Consider the following 16,869-nt stretch of genomic DNA (forward strand, 5'->3'; position numbering starts at 1 on the left):
GTGGCCGGCCGCTACTTGAAGCGGTAGGTGATGCGGCCCTTGGTCAGGTCGTACGGGGTCATCTCGACCAGCACCTTGTCGCCGGTCAGAACGCGGATGCGGTTCTTGCGCATGCGCCCGGCCGTGTGGGCGATGATCTCGTGCTCGTTCTCGAGCTTGACCCGGAACATGGCGTTGGGCAACAGCTCCGTCACCACGCCGGGAAACTCCAATACCTCTTCCTTCGCCATCCGCTGCCTTCGATTTTTCGGGATTGTTGGCGGCGCCGCCGCAATGCGCGCGGAACCTAGCCGATAACGCCGGCTTTGTGAACAAGCTTATTGGCCCTGCGCCGGCGCGCCGTCGGGCGGGTCCTGCGCGGCGGCGGCGGCGAAGCGGCCGGCGATGCGGGCGGCCAGCCGGTCGCGCACGTCGCGGTAGGCGGCGAGGATCTGCTCGCGCGTGCCGCCGATCGTCGTGGGGTCCATCGTCGGCCAGTATTCCACGTCGACGGCCATGGTGCGCGTCAGCTCGAGCGCGGCGTGGTGTGCCTCCGGCGCCAGCGTGACGATCAGCTCGAAATAGGCGTCCTCGAGATCGTCGAGGCCCTGCGGCTGGCGGTCGCCGAGCGACAGGCCCTCCTCGGCCAGCACCGCGTCGACGAACGGGTCGCGCTCGCCGGCGCGCACGCCGGCCGAGGCGACGAAGACGGTGCGCGGCAAGACCCGCCGGGCCAAGAGCTCGGCCATCGGCGAGCGCACCACGTTCATGCCGCACAGAAACAAGACCGAGCGCGGCAGGCCGCCCTCGCCGGCCCGCGCCGTGCGCTCGCCGGCCGCGCTCACCGCCGGCCCCGCCGCGTCGCCCGCCGCCCGCCGGCCACCGCTAGCCGCGCCAGTGCAGCACGCAGACCAGCGTGAACAGCCGGCGCGCGGTGTCGAAGTCGACGTCGATCTTGCCCTTCAGCCGGTCCTTGAGGGTCTGCGAGCCCTCGTTGTGCAGCCCGCGCCGGCCCATGTCGATCGCCTCGATCTGGCTCGGCGAGGCGGTGCGGATCGCCTCGTAGTAGCTCTCGCAGACCAGGAAGTAGTCCTTGACGATGCGCCGGAAGGGCGTCAGCGACAGGATGTGGGTGACGACCGGCTCGCCGTTCTCGCGGGCAACGGCGAAGACCAGCCGCGATTCGGCGAGCGACAGGCGCAGCCGGTAGGGCCCGCCGGCCTCGTCGCCGACCGGCTGGAAGCAGTTCTCCTCCACCAGGTCGAAGATCGCCACCGCCCGCTCGTGCTCGATGTCCGGCGTGGCGCGGCCGATCGACTCGTCGAGCTCGACGTCGATCAGGCGCGCCTTGTCCCGGGCGGGCGTGGCCATGCAGCGATCCTAGAGGTTGAGGCGGACGGAGACGGAGCGGCCGTGCGCGTCGAGCCCCTCGGCCTCGGCGAGCGCCAGGGCGGCCGGCGCCAGCGCGCGCAGCTGGTCGGGCCCGAGCCGCAGGATCGAGGTGCGCTTGACGAAGTCGAGCACCGACAGGCCGGAGGAGAAGCGCGCCGAGCGCGCCGTCGGCAGCACGTGGTTGGAGCCGCCGACATAGTCGCCGATGACCTCGGGCGTGTGGCGGCCGAGAAACACCGCGCCGGCATTGCGGATGCGGGCGAGAAAACCGTCCGCGTCGTCGATCGCCAGCTCGAGATGCTCCGGCGCGATGCGGTCGACCAGCGGCACCGCCTCGTCGCGCGTGCGCACCACGATCAGCGCGCCGTGGTCGCGCCAGCTCGCCGCGGCGATGGCGTTGCGCGCCAGGCCGGCAAGCTGGCGCTCGACGGCGGCCGCCACCGACGCGGCGAAGGCCGCGTCGTCGGTGATCAGGATCGACTGGGCGGCCGTGTCGTGCTCGGCCTGGGCGAGCAGGTCGGCGGCGATCCAGTCCGGGTCGTTGTCGGCGTCGGCGACCACCAGCACCTCCGAGGGGCCGGCGATCATGTCGATGCCGACCTGGCCGAACACCTGGCGCTTGGCGTTGGCGACATAGGCGTTGCCGGGTCCGACGATCTTGTCGACCGGGCGCACGGTCTCGGTGCCGTAGGCGAGCGCGGCGATCGCCTGGGCGCCGCCGATGCGCCAGATCTCGTCGACGCCGGCGATGTCGGCGGCGACGAGGACCAGCGGGTTGAGCCGGCCGTCGGGCGTCGGCACCACCATGGCGATGCGCTTGACGCCGGCCACGCGCGCCGGCACCGCGTTCATCAGGACGGAGCTCGGATAGCTCGCGGTGCCGCCCGGTACGTAGATGCCGACGGCGGCGATGGCGGTCCAGCGGCCGCCGAGCTCGACGCCGGCGGCATCGGTGTAGCGCTCGTCGCGCGGCATCTGGCGCCGGTGGTGGTCGGCGATGCGCCGGTGGGCGAGGCGCAGCGCCTCCACGGTGGCCGGATCGGCGGCGCCGTAGGCGGCCGCGATCTCGTCGCGGCCGATGCGCAGGCCGGTCGCCGCGACGTCGAAGCGGTCGAGCCGGCGGGTGTAGTCGATCAGCGCCGCGTCGCCTTCCGCGCGCACCCGCGCGATGATGTCGCGCACCGTGTCGTCGACATCGGCGGCCGTCTCGCGCTTGGCGCCGAGCAGGGCTGCGAAGCGGTCCTCGAAATCGGCGTCCCCGGTGGAGAGCGTGACGGCCATCGGCTAGACTCCGTGTCTCGGGCGCGCCGGCGTCTGCCACGCGGCGCCCAGGTCGGCGAGCCGGGCCTCGATGCACTCGACGTCGATCGCCAGTTCGGCGCCGCCGGAGAAGGTCAGCAGAACGGTGCCGGCCGGCGGCGCCTCGCCCGGCCGGAAGGTGACGGCGAGCAGCGACAGCACCGTGTCGGGCCGCGCGCGGTCGATGCCGGCGGTGCGCACGGCGAGCGCCCGGTCGAAGGTCAGCGCGGCACGGCGGCGCTCGTGGCCGCGCGCGAACAGGCGGCGCCTCTTCCCCCAGGCGAAGCGGTTCATCGCCGCGGCGAAGCGCTTCTCGCGCGGGCGGTAGACGAGATCGCCCACCTTCATCACCGCGTCCTGCGCATGCGCCGAGATCACCTTGAGGTCGTCCTCGTCGAGCGCCGCGAGCTTGAGCAGGTCCATCGCTCCGCAAAATCCCGGTTGCCGTTTGCCGCACCGCGGTCGAGGCCCGTGGCCGCCGCCGCGCCCGGGGCGGTCGGGCCGCCCTTCGGGCGATCCCTAGTTAGGCCGTCGTCTTGTGCAGCGCAACCGGACGGGCGCCCGGCTCAGCCCGACTGCCGCTCGATCGCCGCGCCGCAGCGCGACAGCTTCTCCTCGAGCCGCTCGAAGCCGCGGTCGAGATGGTAGACGCGGTTGACCACCGTCTCGCCCTCGGCGGCGAGCCCGGCGATGACCAGCGACACCGAGGCGCGCAGATCGGTCGCCATGACCGGCGCGCCCTTCAGCCGCGGCACGCCCTCGACGACCGCCGTCTGGCCCGTCTGGCTGATGCGCGCGCCGAGCCGCGCCAGCTCCTGCACGTGCATGAAGCGGTTCTCGAAGATCGTCTCGGTGATCCGCGCGGTGCCGCCGGCGCGCGTCATCAGCGCCATGAACTGCGCCTGCAGGTCGGTCGGGAAGCCGGGAAACGGCGCCGTCGACACGTCGACCGGGGCGATGCCGGCGCCGTTGCGGCGCACGCGGATGCCGGAGTTGACCGGCGTGATCTCGGCGCCGGCGCGGCCGATCGCCTCGAGCGCGGCCTCAAGCAGGTCCGGCCGGGCGCCCTCGAGCAGCACGTCGCCGCCGGTCATCGCCACCGCCATGGCATAGGTGCCGGTCTCGATGCGGTCGGGGATGACGCGGTGCACCGCGCCCGACAGCGCCGGCACGCCGGACACCGTGATGGTCGAGGTTCCAGCACCCTCGATGCGCGCGCCCATCGCCGTCAGGCATTCGGCCAGGTTGACGACCTCGGGCTCGCGGGCGGCGTTCTCCAGCACCGTCTCGCCGCGGGCCAGCGCGGCGGCCATCACGAGCACGTGGGTCGCGCCGACCGAGACCTTGGGAAAGACGAAGCGGTTGCCGACCAGCCCCTTGGGCGCGTCGGCCTGCACGTAGCCGCCCTCGATCTCGATGCGCGCGCCGAGCGCGCGCAGCCCATCGATGAACAGGTCGACCGGGCGCGTGCCGATGGCGCAGCCGCCCGGCAGCGACACGCGGGCCTGGCCGAGACGCGCCAAAAGCGGCCCGATCACCCAGAAGCTCGCCCGCATCTTGGAGACCAACTCATAGGGCGCGGTGGTGTCGACGATGTTGCGCGCGGTGAAGTGGACGGTGCGCGAATAGCCCTCGCCCTGGTCCTCGCGCCGGCCGTTGACGGAATAGTCGACGCCGTGATTGCCGAGAATGCGGGTCAGCAGCTCGACGTCGGCCAGGTGCGGCACGTTCTCGAGCGTCAGCGTGTCCTCGGTGAGAAGCGCTGCGATCATCAGCGGCAGCGCCGCGTTCTTGGCGCCCGATATGGGGATGGTGCCCCTGAGCTCGTTTCCGCCGGTGATCCTGATCGAGTCCATCCGCCCGCCTTCCGGGCTGCCGGCCCGGCCTGTTGCGTCAAGCCCCAGCCTGTAGACGAAGGCGCCGGCGCGATCAAGAAATCAGCGGGTGCGACGGCAAGGGCGCGGCCGGTCCGCGCCGGCCGGGCTCAACGCCGCGCGCCGGATTTGCCGGCGGGCGGCTGCGCGGCGTCGGTCGGCTGCGCGGCGTCGGTCGGCTGCGCGGCGTCGGTCGGCTGCGCATCGTCGGCCGGCGCGCCCTCGCCGCTGCGCCGCGCGCGCGCCTGCGCCTTGCGGCGGGCGAGGTTGGCGCGCAGCTCGGCGGCGAGCCGCGCCTTGCGCGCGTCGGCGTTGCCGCCCGCGCCTCCTCCGGCCTTGCCGCCTGCCTGTCCGTCCTTTCCGGCCACCGCTCGCCTCCGTGCTTCGCGCCGCCACCATGCGGCCGCGGCGGCCGCCGGACAAGGGCGACGTCGCGGCAAATGCGCCGCACCTGGAACGCGGCGCGGCGCAGGATCATTCCATCGCGACGGGCGCTTGCGCCGGGCCGGCCGATATGGCAGAAGTCCGCCGCATCTCCGGCGCTGCTGTAGCTCAGTGGTAGAGCACTCCCTTGGTAAGGGAGAGGCCGCGAGTTCAATCCTCGCCAGCAGCACCATTCTCCTTTCCGACAAGACGCATGCGCGGTCCGTCGCCCGCGCTGCGGGCCCGTCGAACCGGCGATTCGCGCCGCGGCGTCAGGCGGCCTGCGGTTCGGCCTGCGCGGCGCGCTCCAGCGCGGCCATGCGGTCGTCGAGCTCGGCCTCGACGCGTTCGGCCGCCGCCGCCTTCACCGGGCCGTAGCCGCGGATCTGCATGGGCAGCGCCAGCGCCTCGGCGAGCCTACTGGCCTCGACGCGGCCGACGAGCGGCAGGGCGCGGCGCACATGTTCGCCGTACCAGGCGATCAGGCGGCGCTCCATGCGCCGCTCGGCGGTGCGGCCGAACGGGTCGAAGGCGGTGCCGCGCAGCCGCTTCAGCCGCGCGAGCGCGGCGAAGGGCAGCCGGATCCACGGCCCGAAGCGGCGCTTCAGCGGCCGGCCGCGGGCGTCGGTGCCGCCGGCCAGGAAGGGCGGCGCCAGATGGTGCACGACGCGGAAATCGCCGGAGAACTCGCGCTGCAGCCGCTCGGCGAACCCGGTCTCCGTGTGCAGCCGGGCGACCTCGTACTCGTCCTTGTAGGCCATCAGCTTGAACAGCGCGCGGGCGACCGCCAGCGTGACCGCCTCGCCGCCGCCGGCGGCCGCCTCGGCCGCGCGCACCCGCTCGACCGCGGCGCGGTAGCGCGCCGCATAGGCGGCGTCCTGGTAGTCCGTCAGGAAGGCCTCGCGGCGGGCGATCGTCTCGGCGAGGCTCTCGCGGCCGGGCCGCGGGCCGTCGAGCCACTCGGCCAGCGCCTCGGGCCGGGCGGCGGCGATGCGGCCGGCGAGCAGCGCGCGCCGGTTCGCCTCGACCGCCACGCCGTTGAGCGCGATCGCCTGGCCGAGCGCTTCCAGCGAGACCGGCACCAGGCCGTTCTGCCAGGCGAAGCCCAGCATGACGATGTTGGCATAGACGGTGTCGCCGAACAGCCGCTCCGACAGCCGGTTGGCGTCGAGCGCGGCGAGCGCGTCCCCGCCGGTCACCGCCGCGATGGCGGCCAGCCGGCGGTCGACCGACAGGCTGGCGTCGCGCCGGCGCACGATGTCGCCGGTCGGCATCTCGGCCAAATTGACCGCCGCGCGCATGCCCGGCCGGTAGCTCGCCGAGGCCTTGGGCGAGGACGACACGACGACGTCGCAGCCGATCAGCGCGTCGGCCGCGCCGGCGTCGATGCGCACCTGGTTGAGCGCCTCCGGCCGCTCGGCGAGCCGCACATAGGAGATGACGGGGCCGAACTTCTGGGCGAAGCCGGTGAAGTCGAGCACCGAGGCGCCGCGCGCCTCCAGATGCGCGGCCATGGTGACGAGCGCGCCGACGGTGACCACGCCGGTGCCGCCGACGCCGGTGATCATCAGATCGTAGGGCCGCTCGAGCGGCGGCAGGTCGGGCTCGGCGAGGCCGGCGCCGAGCCGCTCGAGATCGACGGCGGCGGCGCTGCCCTTGCGGCGCGTCGCGCCCTCCACCGTGACGAAGGACGGGCAGAAGCCGTTCAGGCAGGAGAAGTCCTTGTTGCAGGACGACTGGTTGATGCGCCGCTTGGTGCCGAACGGCGTTTCCAGCGGCTCGACCGACAGGCAGTTCGATTCCACCGAGCAGTCGCCGCAGCCCTCGCAAACCAGGTCGTTGATGACCACGAAGCGCTTCGGGTCCTCCATCTCGCCGCGCTTGCGGCGGCGGCGCTTCTCCGTCGCGCAGGTCTGCTCGTAGATCAGCACGGAGACGCCCGGCACCTCGCGCAGCTCGCGCTGCAGCGCGTCCATCGCGCGGCGGTCGTGGATCGTCGTGCCGGCGGGAAAGTCCGGCGCGGCGAATGTCTCCGGCCGGTCGGAGACCAGCGCGATGCGCTCCACGCCCTCCGCGCGACAGCTGTGCGCGATCGCCGCGACGCTGACCGGGCCGTCGACCGGCTGGCCGCCGGTCATCGCCACCGCGTCGTTGTAGAGGATCTTGTAGGTGATGTTGGTGCCGGCGGCGATCGCCTGGCGGATCGCCATCGAGCCGGAATGGTACCAGGTGCCCTCGCCCAGGTTCTGGAAGACGTGGCCGCGGCCGGTGAAGCGCGAGGAGGCGGCCCAGTTGACCCCCTCGCCGCCCATCTGGATCAGCGAGGTCGTTTCGCGGTCCATCCAGCTCGCCATGAAGTGGCAGCCGATGCCGGCCAGCGCCTGCGAGCCCTCGGGCACCCTGGTCGAGGTGTTGTGCGGGCAGCCGGAGCAGAAATAGGGCGTGCGGGTGGCGCCCTCGACGGCGATCGACACCGGCTCGGCGGCGGCGACGGCCCGCGCCCGCTCGGCGAAGCCGCGGCCGGGGAAAAGCCGCTCGAGCCGGCCGGCGACGATCGGCACGAGCTGGCGCGGCGACAGCTCGCCCGTCCACGGCACCAGGCGCGCGCCGGTCTCGTCGCGCTTGCCGACCATGCGCTCGGGCTTGTCGCCGGGCCAGTCGTAGAAATACTCCTTGAACTGGCTTTCGATGATGCCGCGCTTCTCCTCGACCACCAGCACCTCGCGCTTGCCGCGCACGAAGGCGAGCGCGTCGCGGCGGGCGAGCGGCCAGACCATGCCGACCTTGTAGATGTCGATGCCGAGGGCGCGGCACTCCGCCTCGCCGATGCCGAGCAGGCGCAGCGCCTCCATCAGGTCGCCATGCGCCTTGCCGGTGGTCACGATGCCGAAGCCGGCGTCCCTGACGTCGTAGATGTGGCGGTCGATCGGATTGGCCTCGGCGAAGGCGAAGACGGCATGCTTCTTGGCCTCCATGCGCTCCTCGATCTGCGGTCCCGGCAGATCCGGCCAGCGGTAGTGCAGCCCGTCCGGCGGCGGCGCGAAGGCGGGCGCGGCGAAGACGCGCGGCGCCGGCAGATCGAAGGAGGCGGCCGATTCGACCGTCTCCGACACCGCCTTGAAGCCGACCCACATGCCGGAAAAGCGCGACAGCGCGTAGCCGTACGCGCCGAAGGCGAGATACTCGGCGACGCTTGCCGGGTTGAGGGTGGGCATGAACCAGGCCATGAAGGCGACGTCGGACTGGTGCGGCATCGACGACGACACGCAGCCATGGTCGTCGCCGGCCACCACCAGCACGCCGCCATGCGGCGAGGAGCCGTAGGCGTTGCCGTGCTTGAGCGCGTCGCCGGCGCGGTCGACGCCCGGCCCCTTGCCGTACCACAGGCCGAAGACGCCATCGACGGTGCGCTGCGGGCTGGTCTCGACCTGCTGCGAGCCGAGCACGGCGGTCGCCGCCAGGTCCTCGTTGACGGCCGGCAGGAAGTCGACGCCGAGGCTCTCGCGCAGCGCGGCGGCGCGCCACAATTCGAGATCGAGCCCGCCGAGCGGCGAGCCGCGGTAGCCGGAGACGAAGCCGGCGGTGTTCAGCCCGGCGGCGCGGTCGCGCCGCGCCTGGTCGAGCACGATGCGGGTCAGCGCCTGGGTGCCGGTCATGAAGACGCGGCCGGCGGTCTGGGTGTAGCGATCCTCGAGCGCATAGCGGGCGAGGTCGCGGATCGGCCGATGCGCGGTCATCGCTCTCTCCCTCGGTCGATGCGGTTTGCCCATGATAACGCCGCAGCCGCGAAAAGGCTTGCCAGAGTGGCGCGCGACAGGCACCTTTCCGAAAGGATCGACCGGGAATTCGCCAAAAGGCGGCAGGATTGACCGAAAACACCCAGAAACCCAGCGCGCCGGCGCTGACCGAGCAGGACCGGCGCCTGCTCGACGCGCTGCAGAAGAACGGTCGTGCCTCCAACCAGGAGCTCGCCGAGATCGCCGGCATGTCGGCCTCGGCGTGCTGGCGGCGGCTGCGCGCGCTCGAGGAGGCCGGCGTCATCGCCGGCTACGGCGCCCGGCTCGACGCGGCCAGCACCGGGCTCGCCTTCCAGGCGATCGTGCACGTGACGCTGACCAGGCACGACCAGAGCCAGGTCGACACCTTCATCGCCGAGGTCAGGCGGCGCGACGAGGTGCTCGACTGCTTCGCCACCACCGGCGAGGCCGACTACCACCTGCGCGTGCTGTGCGCCGACCTCGACGCCTACAACCGCTTTCTCGAGGGGTTCCTGTTCCGGCTGCCCGGCATCGCCACGGTGCGCACCAACCTCGTGCTCAAGGAGATCAAGCACGAGACGGCGATCCCGCTACGAGCCGGTTGACAAACCCGGCGCCGGTTTCCTCTATCGGCCGGATGAGCGAACGACGCATGGCGGTGGGACGATGACGAATGTGGCGCTGACAGGACTGGCGCGCGACCTGGCGCGGCGCGCCGACGAGGGACGCCCGGTGCGCATCGGCCTGATCGGCTGCGGCGAGATGGGCACCGACATCGTCACCCAGGTGGCGCAGATGACCGGCATCGCCGTGGCGGCGATCGCCGACACGCGCGGCGAGCGCGCCCGCGCGGCGATCGCGCTGGCCGGCCGCGACGCCGACAGCGCCGGCAGCGCCGCGACGCCCGGCGCGATGAGCGACCTGATCGCCGCCGGCCGCACCGCCATCGTCGACGACCCGCGGATGATCTGCAGCGGCGACCTCGTCGACGTCGTCATCGACGCCACCGGCAAGCCGGCCGTCGGCGCCGAGCTCGGCCTGGCGGCGATGGAGCACGGCAAGCATCTGGTGATGATGAACGTCGAGGCGGACGTCACCATCGGCGCCTATCTCAAGCGGCGCGCCGCCGAGCTCGGCGTCGTCTACTCGCTCGGCGCCGGCGACGAGCCGTCGTCCTGCATGGAGCTGATCGAGTTCGTCTCGGCGATGGGCCACCGCATCGTCGCCGCCGGCAAGGGCAAGAACAACCCGCTCAACCACCACGCCACGCCGGACGCCTATCGCGCCGAGGCGCAGCGGCGCAACATGAACCCGCGCATGCTGGTCGAGTTCGTCGACGGCTCCAAGACGATGGTCGAGATGGCGGCGATCGCCAACGCCACCGGGCTGGTGCCCGACCGGCCGGGCATGCACGGCCCGGCGGCCGGCCGCGACGAACTGCACAAGGTGCTGTGCCCGGCGGCCGACGGCGGCGTGCTGTCGCAGGCCGGCTGCGTCGACTACACCGTCGGCAAGGGCGTGGCGCCCGGCGTCTTCGTCATCGCCGAGATGGCGCATCCCCGGCTGCGCGAGCGGATGAACGACCTCAAGCTCGGCGAAGGCCCCTACTACACCTTCTTCCGGCCCTACCATCTGACCAGCCTCGAGGTGCCGCTGACCTGCGCCCGCGCGGTGCTCTACGGCAAGGCCGACATGGTGCCGCTCGACACTCCGGTGGCCGAGGTCTGCGCGGTCGCCAAGCGGCCGCTGCAGCCCGGCGAGCGGCTCGACGCGATCGGCGAATACGCCTACCGCTCGTGGATCATGACGGCGCAAGAGGCGCGCGCGGCGCGCGCCATCCCGTGCGGCCTCTTGGAGGGCGGCACGGTCACCGCGCCGATCGCCGAGGGCGCGCTGCTGACGCACGACAACGCCCGGCTGCCGGCCGATTCGCGGCTCGCCGAGCTGCGCGCGCAACAGGATGCGCTGGTCTTCGGGCGGGCGGCATGAGCGACGGCGGCGTCAAACCCGGCGCGACCGGCGGCTGCCAGTGCGGCGCGGTGCGCTACCGCCTCGCGGCCCGACCGCTCGAGGTCTATGTCTGCCACTGCCGCGAGTGCCGCCGCCAGTCGGCGTCGGCCTTCGGCATCTCCGTCATCGTGCAGCCGGGCGACCTCGAGCTGGTGGCGGGCGAGCCGGCGGTCTGGACCCGGCCGGCCACGGTCGGCGGCACGATCGCCTGCAGCTTCTGCCCGCGCTGCGGCTCCCGGCTGTGGCATGGCGATCGGGCGGGCAGCCAGCCGGTCAGCGTCAAGGGCGGCTCGCTCGACGCTCCGCCCGACATCGCCGGCGCGCGGCACATCTGGGTGTCGCGCAAGCTCGCCGGCGTGGTGATCCCGGACGGGGCGGAGACCTGGCCGGAGGAGCCGCCGTCCTAGAGCCGATCCGCTTTCACGGAATCACAGATCGGCTCCAAGTTATTGTCTTGACGCGTTTCCAAGCGAACCGGTTTCGGGATAGCCCGACACGCCGGTTCGACCGCTCAGCCGCGCGCGGCCATCTGCTCGTCGCGCCGGCGCTGCACCTCCGCGCGCTTGGTGACCAGCGAGGCGACGATGACGCCGACCGACACCACCGCGATCAGGATGGTCGACACCGCGTTGATCTCCGGCGTCACGCCGAGCCGCACCTGGCTGTAGATCTTCATCGGCAAGGTCGTGGCGCCGGGGCCCGAGGTGAAGCTGGCGATCACCAGATCGTCGAGCGACAGCGTGAAGGCGAGCATCCAGCCGGCCAGCACGGCCGGCATGATGACCGGCAGGGTGACCTGGAAGAAGGCGCGCACCGGCGTCGCGCCGAGGTCGAGCGCGGCCTCCTCGAGCGAGCGGTCGAAGGTGATGAGGCGCGACTGCACGACCACGGCGACGAAGCACATGGAAAAAGTGATGTGGGCGATCGTCACGGTCATGAAGCCGCGGTCGAGGTTCATCGCCACGAAGAGCAGCAGCAGCGACAGCCCGGTGATGACCTCCGGCATGACGAGCGGCGCGAACACCATGCCGGAAAACAGCACGCGGCCGCGAAAGCGCGTGTAGCGCGTCAGCGCCAGCGCGGCGAGCGTGCCGAGCACGGTCGCCGTGGTGGCCGACAGGAAGGCCACGCGCACCGTCACCCAGGCCGCGTCGAGCAGCCCCTGGTTGGAGAACAGCGCGACGTACCAGCGTGTCGAGAAGCCGGCCCACACGGTGACGAGCTGCGATTCGTTGAACGAATAGATGACCAGCAGCACGATCGGCAGGTAGAGGAAGGCGAAGCCGAAGACGAGCGACACGACGTTGAACCTGCCCCAGTGCCCGGCCATCGCTCAGAGCCCCTTTTCCTGCGCCCGCGCCTGGGCGCGCTGGAACAGCATGATCGGCACGATCAGGATGACCAGCAGGATGACGGCCACCGCCGAGGCGACCGGCCAGTCGCGGTTGGAGAAGAACTCCTGCCACAGCGTCTTGCCGATCATCAGCGTGCGCGAGCCGCCGAGCAGGTCGGGGATGACGAACTCGCCGACGGCGGGAATGAAGACGAGCATCGAGCCGGCGACGACGCCGGGCATCGACAGAGGGAAGGTCACCTTCCAGAAGGCGGTGACGGGCGGGCAGCCGAGGTCCTGCGCGGCCTCGACCAGCGAATGGTCCATCCTCTCCAGCGTCGCGTAGATGGGCAGCACCATGAAGGGCAGGTAGGAGTAGACGATGCCGATATAGATCGCCGTATTGGTGTTGAGGATGATCAGCGGCTCGTCGATCGCGCCGAGGAAGAACAGGAACTGGTTGAGCAGCCCTTCCGGCTTGAGGATGCCGATCCAGGCGTAGACGCGGATCAGGAAGCTCGTCCAGAACGGCAGGATGACCAGCATCAGAAGCACCGGCCGCACGCTTTCGGGCGCCCGCGCCATGCCGTATGCGAGCGGATAGCCGACCAGCAGGGCGAGCACGGTCGAGACCGCCGCGATCCACAGGCTCGACAGATAGGCGTTGACGTAGAGCTGGTCCTGGAAGAGCCACAGATAGTTCTCCACCGTCAGTTCGCCGAGCGCCGCCATCAGGCCCGACAGCCCCTGCTGCAGGTCGAAGACCGGCGTGTAGGGCGGCATCGCCAGGGCGGTGAAGGACAGCGAGATCTTGAAGACGATGACGAACGGGACGAGGAAGAAGACCAGCAGCCACAGATAGGGCACGACGATGACCAGGCGGCTGGCGAGGGCGGCGAGCAGGCGGTTCATCGCGGCCGCCTCAACGCGTCAGCACGACGCCGGCATCGGCCGCGAAGGAGACCCAGGCGCGGTCGTGCCAGGTGAGCGCGTCCTCGACGACGCGCCGGCTGTTGATGGCCGTCGCCTTGACGATGCGGCCGTCGTCGAGACGGATGTGATAGACGGTGACGTCGCCGAGATAGGCGATGTCCCAGACCTCGCCCTCCACCGCGTTGCCGGCCTCGGGCGGCCGCGCGGCGGACACGCGCACCTTCTCCGGCCGGATGGCGAACCACACCGTGTCGCCCGGCCCCGCCGCGCCGCCCTCAGCAGCACGGAGCCGCATGCCGCCGGCCTCGGCGATCACCACGCCGGCATCCGAGCGTTCGGCAACGGTGCCTTCGAACATGTTCACCGTGCCGACGAAGTCGGCGACGAAGCGCGACGACGGCGCCTCGTAGATCTCCGCCGGCGTGGCGACCTGGATGACCTCGCCGCGGTCCATCACCGCGATGCGGTCGGCCATCGTCATCGCCTCCTCCTGGTCGTGCGTGACGACGACGAAGGTGAGGCCGAGCTCCTGCTGCAGGTCCATCAGCTCGAACTGCGTCTCCTCGCGCAGCTTCTTGTCGAGCGCGCCGAGCGGCTCGTCGAGCAGCAGCACCTTGGGCCGCTTGGCGAGCGAGCGGGCGAGCGCGACGCGCTGGCGCTGGCCGCCGGAAAGCTGGTGCGGCTTGCGCCGGGCGAAGGGCTCGAGCTTGACCAGCTTGAGCATCTCGGCGACGCGCTCGGCGATCGCCGCCTTGGGCATGCCGTCCTGGCGCAGCCCGAAGGCGATGTTGGCCTCGACGCTCATATGCGGGAACAGCGCGTAGGACTGGAACATCATGTTGACCGGGCGGCGGTAGGGCGGAATGCCGCGCAGGTCCTCGCCCTCGAGCAGGATACGGCCGGCCGTCGGCTCCTCGAAGCCGGCCAGCATGCGCAGCAGCGTCGACTTGCCGCAGCCCGAGGCGCCGAGCAGCGCGAAGAACTCGCGCTCGTAGATGGTCAGCGAGAGATTGTTGACGGCGGCGAACGCGCCGAACGTCTTGGTGACGCCCTCGAAGGCGATGTAGGGGACGGCGGCCGGATCGGCCCAGGGGGCGAAGCTCCTGCGGATGCTGCCGAGCGACTTCATGGGCGACTCCGGACCGGCCCCGAGCGGCCCCGGTGGGGCCCGCCCCGGCGGCGCGCCGCCGGGGCCGTCGGGGCGAGGCCTCTACTGGCCGGTCACCACCTTGGTCCAGAGCCGCGTGACGAGGCGCTGGCTGCGCGCGTCGTAGGGCATCGTCGTGAACAGGTTGTCGAGCGTCTCCTCGTCGGGATAGACGGCCGGGTCGTCGAGCACCTCGGAGTCGAGATACTGCTGCGAGGCCTTGTTGCCGTTGGCGTAGAAGACGTAGTTCGACGCCTTGGCGATGACCTGCGGGCGCATGATGTAGTCGAGGAAGACGTGCGCCTCCTCCACGTTCTGCGCATCGGCCGGGATCGCCATCTGGTCGAACCACATCTGCGCGCCCTGCTTGGGGATCGAGTAATCGACGACGACGCCCTGATCGGCCTCCGCCGCGCGGTCGCGCGCCTGGAAGATGTCGCCGGACCAGCCGACGGCCACGCAGATGTCGCCGTTGGCGAGCGCGTTGATGTATTCGGAGGAGTGGAACTTGCGGATGTGCGGGCGGATCGACAGCAGCAGCTCCTCCGCCTCGGCGAACTTCTCCGGGTCGCGGCTGTCGGGATCGTGGCCGAGATAGTTGAGCGCGGCGGGGATCATCTCGACCGGCGCGTCGAGCATGTAGACGCCGCATTCGGCGAGCTTGGAGATCATCTCGGGATCGAAGATGACGTCCCAGGAATCGACGCGCTCGATGCCGAGTGCCTGCTTCACCTTCTCGACATTGTAGCCGATGCCGGTGGTGCCCCACATGTAGTTGATCGAGTAGGCGTTGCCGGGATCGTACTTTTGCGTGCGCTCGCGGATCAGCTCCCACATGTTGCCGAGATTCGACAGCTTCGACGTGTCGAGCTTCTGGAACACGCCGGCCTGGATCTGGCGCTGCAGGAAGGTGCCGGAGGGCACCACCACGTCGTAGCCGGTGCCGCCGGCGAGCAGCTTGGTCTCGAGGATCTCGTTGCTGTCGAAGACGTCGTAAACCACCTCGATGCCGGTCTCCTCGGTGAAGGCCTCGAGGATCGATTCATCGATGTAGTCCGACCAGTTGTAGACATTGACCACACGGTCCTGGGCGGCCGCGCCGAAGGCCACGAGAGCGGCGGCGGCGGCCGTGGTGGAAAGCAGGATCGCCTTGCGGATCATGAAGAGCTCCCTTTGGTCTTTAGGTTCCCCAGAACGTGGCCCGGCTTCTTTCCGCCGGGCTCTTGCGGCAAGCCTATTGGCCTTTGCGAAGGCCCACAAGCGTCTATTTGCCGCCGCGCCGCTACAGGTAGGTGGTGCGCTCGAGCGGCGTGATCTCGCCCCAGAAGGCGAGGATCTCGGCCTGCTTCAGGTCGCGGTAGACCTTGGCGAGCAGCGGCCCCAGCGCGCGCTCGACGAAGCGGCCCTTCTCCATCAGCTGCAGCGCGTCGTCCATGTCGTCGGGCAGCGACAGCGCCTCGTCGTCATAGGCGTTGCCCTCGACCGGCGGCGGCGGCACGGCGTCCGCCTCGATGCCCTCGATCATGCCCTGCAGGATCGCCGCCATCACCAGATAGGGATTGGCGTCGGCGCCGGCGATGCGGTGCTCGACGCGGCGGTTCTCCTCCGTCGAGACGGGAATGCGCAGCGCCACCGAGCGGTTGTTCTCCGCCCACACCGCGCGCGTCGGCGCATAGGAGCCCGGCGTGATGCGGCGGAAGCCGTTCCAGGTGTTGATGAACAGCAGCAGCGATTCGGGCATCGTGGCGAGCAGCCCGGCGACCGCCGACTCCAGCTTGCGGCGCCCCTCCGCGCCGCAGAAGATGTTGTCGCCGGCCGCGTCGAGGATCGAGGCGTGCACATGCATGCCGTTGCCGGCATACTCCAGGAACGGCTTGGCCATGAAGGTGGCGGTCAGGCCGTGATGGCGGGCGCAGCCGGTGACGATGCGGCGCAGCAGGATGACGTCGTCGGCGGCGCGCAGCGGGTTGTCGCGGTGCTTGAGGTTGACCTCGAACTGGCCGGGCGCGGCCTCCTTGATGATCGTGTCGATCGGCAGGTTCTGGGCGTCGGCGGCGTCGCGGATCATGTCGAACAGCGCGGCGTGCTCGGCCAGGTCGTCGAGGCCGTACATGCGCAGCCGGTCCGGCCCCGCCGTGGCGCCCACCGGGCCCGGCATGCCGTCGTCCCAGTCGACGTTCGGGTCGAGCAGGTAGAACTCGAGCTCGAAGGCGGCGACGGGGAAGAAGCCCTTCGCGTTGATCTCGGCCACCTTGCGCTTGAGCGCCTGGCGCGGGTCGGCCAGGAAGGGCTCGCCCTCCGGCGTGAAGGTCTGCAACAGCACCTGCGCGGTCTTGCGCTTGGCCCACGGCACGATGGCGGCCGAGCCGCGCGTCGCCCGGCAATAGCCGTCGCGGTCGCCGGTCTCGATGTGCAGCCCGGTCTCGGCCACCTCGCGCCCCCACACGTCGAGCCCGTGCAGCGACATGGGGAAGTTGACGCCCTCCTGGAAGGCCTTCTTCAGGCTGTCGCCGGGCGCCCACTTGCCGCGCAGCACGCCGTTCGGGTCGACGATCAGGAATTCGACGGCCTCGAGATCGGGATGCGCCGCGACGAAGGCGGCGTACTCGTCGGCATGGTCTTGCGAGATGAAGCCGTCGGCGCGGCCTGCCGGCGCCGCGTCGGCGTCCGGCCGGCGCACGTCTTGATCGGCGGCGGGGGCGTCTCCGGCGTGGCCGGGGC

The 16,869-nt window shown here is 71.1% G+C and carries 16 protein-coding genes and 1 tRNA gene; 4 read left to right on the forward strand and 13 right to left on the reverse strand.

Annotated elements, in window-relative coordinates; translation table 11 throughout:
- Positions 1-11: 11 nt before the first annotated feature.
- The 7 genes from infA to N1F89_RS06195 all read right to left on the reverse strand — a co-directional run bounded on the left by infA (position 12) and on the right by N1F89_RS06195 (position 4,912).
- Positions 12-230: a translation initiation factor IF-1 gene (infA, locus tag N1F89_RS06165; protein WP_099307963.1), complete on the reverse strand. Its 219-nt coding sequence runs from the start codon at positions 228-230 to the stop codon at positions 12-14.
- An 87-nt stretch (positions 231-317) separates the two neighbouring features.
- Positions 318-824 carry a low molecular weight phosphatase family protein gene (locus N1F89_RS06170; RefSeq protein WP_290082570.1) on the reverse strand — a complete coding sequence of 169 codons (507 nt, stop codon included), beginning with the start codon at positions 822-824 and terminating at the stop codon, positions 318-320.
- 40 nt (positions 825-864) lie between these two features.
- A complete protein-coding gene (locus N1F89_RS06175; RefSeq protein ID WP_290082573.1) occupies positions 865-1,350 on the reverse strand; it encodes a UPF0262 family protein in 486 nt (161 codons plus the stop codon).
- 9 nt (positions 1,351-1,359) lie between these two features.
- Positions 1,360-2,652, reverse strand: a complete 1,293-nt coding sequence (hisD, locus tag N1F89_RS06180; RefSeq protein ID WP_290082575.1) for a histidinol dehydrogenase — start codon at positions 2,650-2,652, stop codon at positions 1,360-1,362.
- A 3-nt stretch (positions 2,653-2,655) separates the two neighbouring features.
- Positions 2,656-3,093: a DUF2948 family protein gene (locus N1F89_RS06185; protein WP_290082576.1), complete on the reverse strand. Its 438-nt coding sequence runs from the start codon at positions 3,091-3,093 to the stop codon at positions 2,656-2,658.
- A 143-nt stretch (positions 3,094-3,236) separates the two neighbouring features.
- Positions 3,237-4,526: a UDP-N-acetylglucosamine 1-carboxyvinyltransferase gene (gene murA / locus N1F89_RS06190; protein WP_290082578.1), complete on the reverse strand. Its 1,290-nt coding sequence runs from the start codon at positions 4,524-4,526 to the stop codon at positions 3,237-3,239.
- Between the two features lie 128 nt (positions 4,527-4,654).
- On the reverse strand, positions 4,655-4,912 hold the full coding sequence (locus N1F89_RS06195) for a hypothetical protein (protein WP_290082580.1): 258 nt from the start codon (positions 4,910-4,912) through the stop codon (positions 4,655-4,657).
- Positions 4,913-5,085: 173 nt separating this feature from the next.
- Between N1F89_RS06195 and N1F89_RS06200 the strand changes: the two genes are divergently transcribed.
- Positions 5,086-5,160: transfer RNA gene (locus N1F89_RS06200), tRNA-Thr, on the forward strand.
- A gap of 79 nt (positions 5,161-5,239) precedes the next feature.
- Here N1F89_RS06200 and N1F89_RS06205 read toward each other — a convergent pair.
- Positions 5,240-8,704 carry an indolepyruvate ferredoxin oxidoreductase family protein gene (locus N1F89_RS06205; RefSeq protein ID WP_290082582.1) on the reverse strand — a complete coding sequence of 1,155 codons (3,465 nt, stop codon included), beginning with the start codon at positions 8,702-8,704 and terminating at the stop codon, positions 5,240-5,242.
- Between the two features lie 128 nt (positions 8,705-8,832).
- On the opposite strand from N1F89_RS06205, the gene N1F89_RS06210 reads away from it, so the two are divergent.
- From N1F89_RS06210 to N1F89_RS06220, 3 genes are all read left to right on the forward strand, one after another.
- The gene (locus N1F89_RS06210; protein ID WP_290082584.1) at positions 8,833-9,330 is read left to right on the forward strand and encodes an Lrp/AsnC family transcriptional regulator; all 498 of its coding nucleotides are present in this window, start codon (positions 8,833-8,835) and stop codon (positions 9,328-9,330) included.
- Positions 9,331-9,391: 61 nt separating this feature from the next.
- Positions 9,392-10,714 carry a homoserine dehydrogenase gene (locus N1F89_RS06215; protein WP_290082586.1) on the forward strand — a complete coding sequence of 441 codons (1,323 nt, stop codon included), beginning with the start codon at positions 9,392-9,394 and terminating at the stop codon, positions 10,712-10,714.
- Positions 10,711-11,142 carry a GFA family protein gene (locus N1F89_RS06220; protein WP_290082587.1) on the forward strand — a complete coding sequence of 144 codons (432 nt, stop codon included), beginning with the start codon at positions 10,711-10,713 and terminating at the stop codon, positions 11,140-11,142. Before N1F89_RS06215 ends, N1F89_RS06220 begins: the two co-directional genes overlap by 4 nt.
- A gap of 104 nt (positions 11,143-11,246) precedes the next feature.
- Here the strand turns inward: N1F89_RS06220 and N1F89_RS06225 are convergent, their stop codons facing one another.
- The 5 genes from N1F89_RS06225 to N1F89_RS06245 all read right to left on the reverse strand — a co-directional run bounded on the left by N1F89_RS06225 (position 11,247) and on the right by N1F89_RS06245 (position 16,828).
- On the reverse strand, positions 11,247-12,065 hold the full coding sequence (locus tag N1F89_RS06225) for an ABC transporter permease subunit (protein WP_290082588.1): 819 nt from the start codon (positions 12,063-12,065) through the stop codon (positions 11,247-11,249).
- 3 nt (positions 12,066-12,068) lie between these two features.
- Positions 12,069-12,980: an ABC transporter permease subunit gene (locus tag N1F89_RS06230; protein ID WP_290082590.1), complete on the reverse strand. Its 912-nt coding sequence runs from the start codon at positions 12,978-12,980 to the stop codon at positions 12,069-12,071.
- A gap of 10 nt (positions 12,981-12,990) precedes the next feature.
- Complete coding sequence (gene potA, locus N1F89_RS06235; protein ID WP_290082592.1) at positions 12,991-14,130, reverse strand: polyamine ABC transporter ATP-binding protein; 1,140 nt, start codon at positions 14,128-14,130, stop codon at positions 12,991-12,993.
- A gap of 81 nt (positions 14,131-14,211) precedes the next feature.
- Entirely contained in the window at positions 14,212-15,309 is a 1,098-nt protein-coding gene (locus N1F89_RS06240; protein ID WP_290082594.1) for a polyamine ABC transporter substrate-binding protein, read from the reverse strand.
- Between the two features lie 121 nt (positions 15,310-15,430).
- A complete protein-coding gene (locus N1F89_RS06245; protein WP_290082596.1) occupies positions 15,431-16,828 on the reverse strand; it encodes a glutamine synthetase family protein in 1,398 nt (465 codons plus the stop codon).
- Positions 16,829-16,869 lie beyond the last annotated feature (41 nt).

Source organism: Aquibium sp. A9E412 (genome assembly GCF_030398335.1).
Taxonomy (GTDB): Bacteria; Pseudomonadota; Alphaproteobacteria; order Rhizobiales; family Rhizobiaceae; genus A9E412.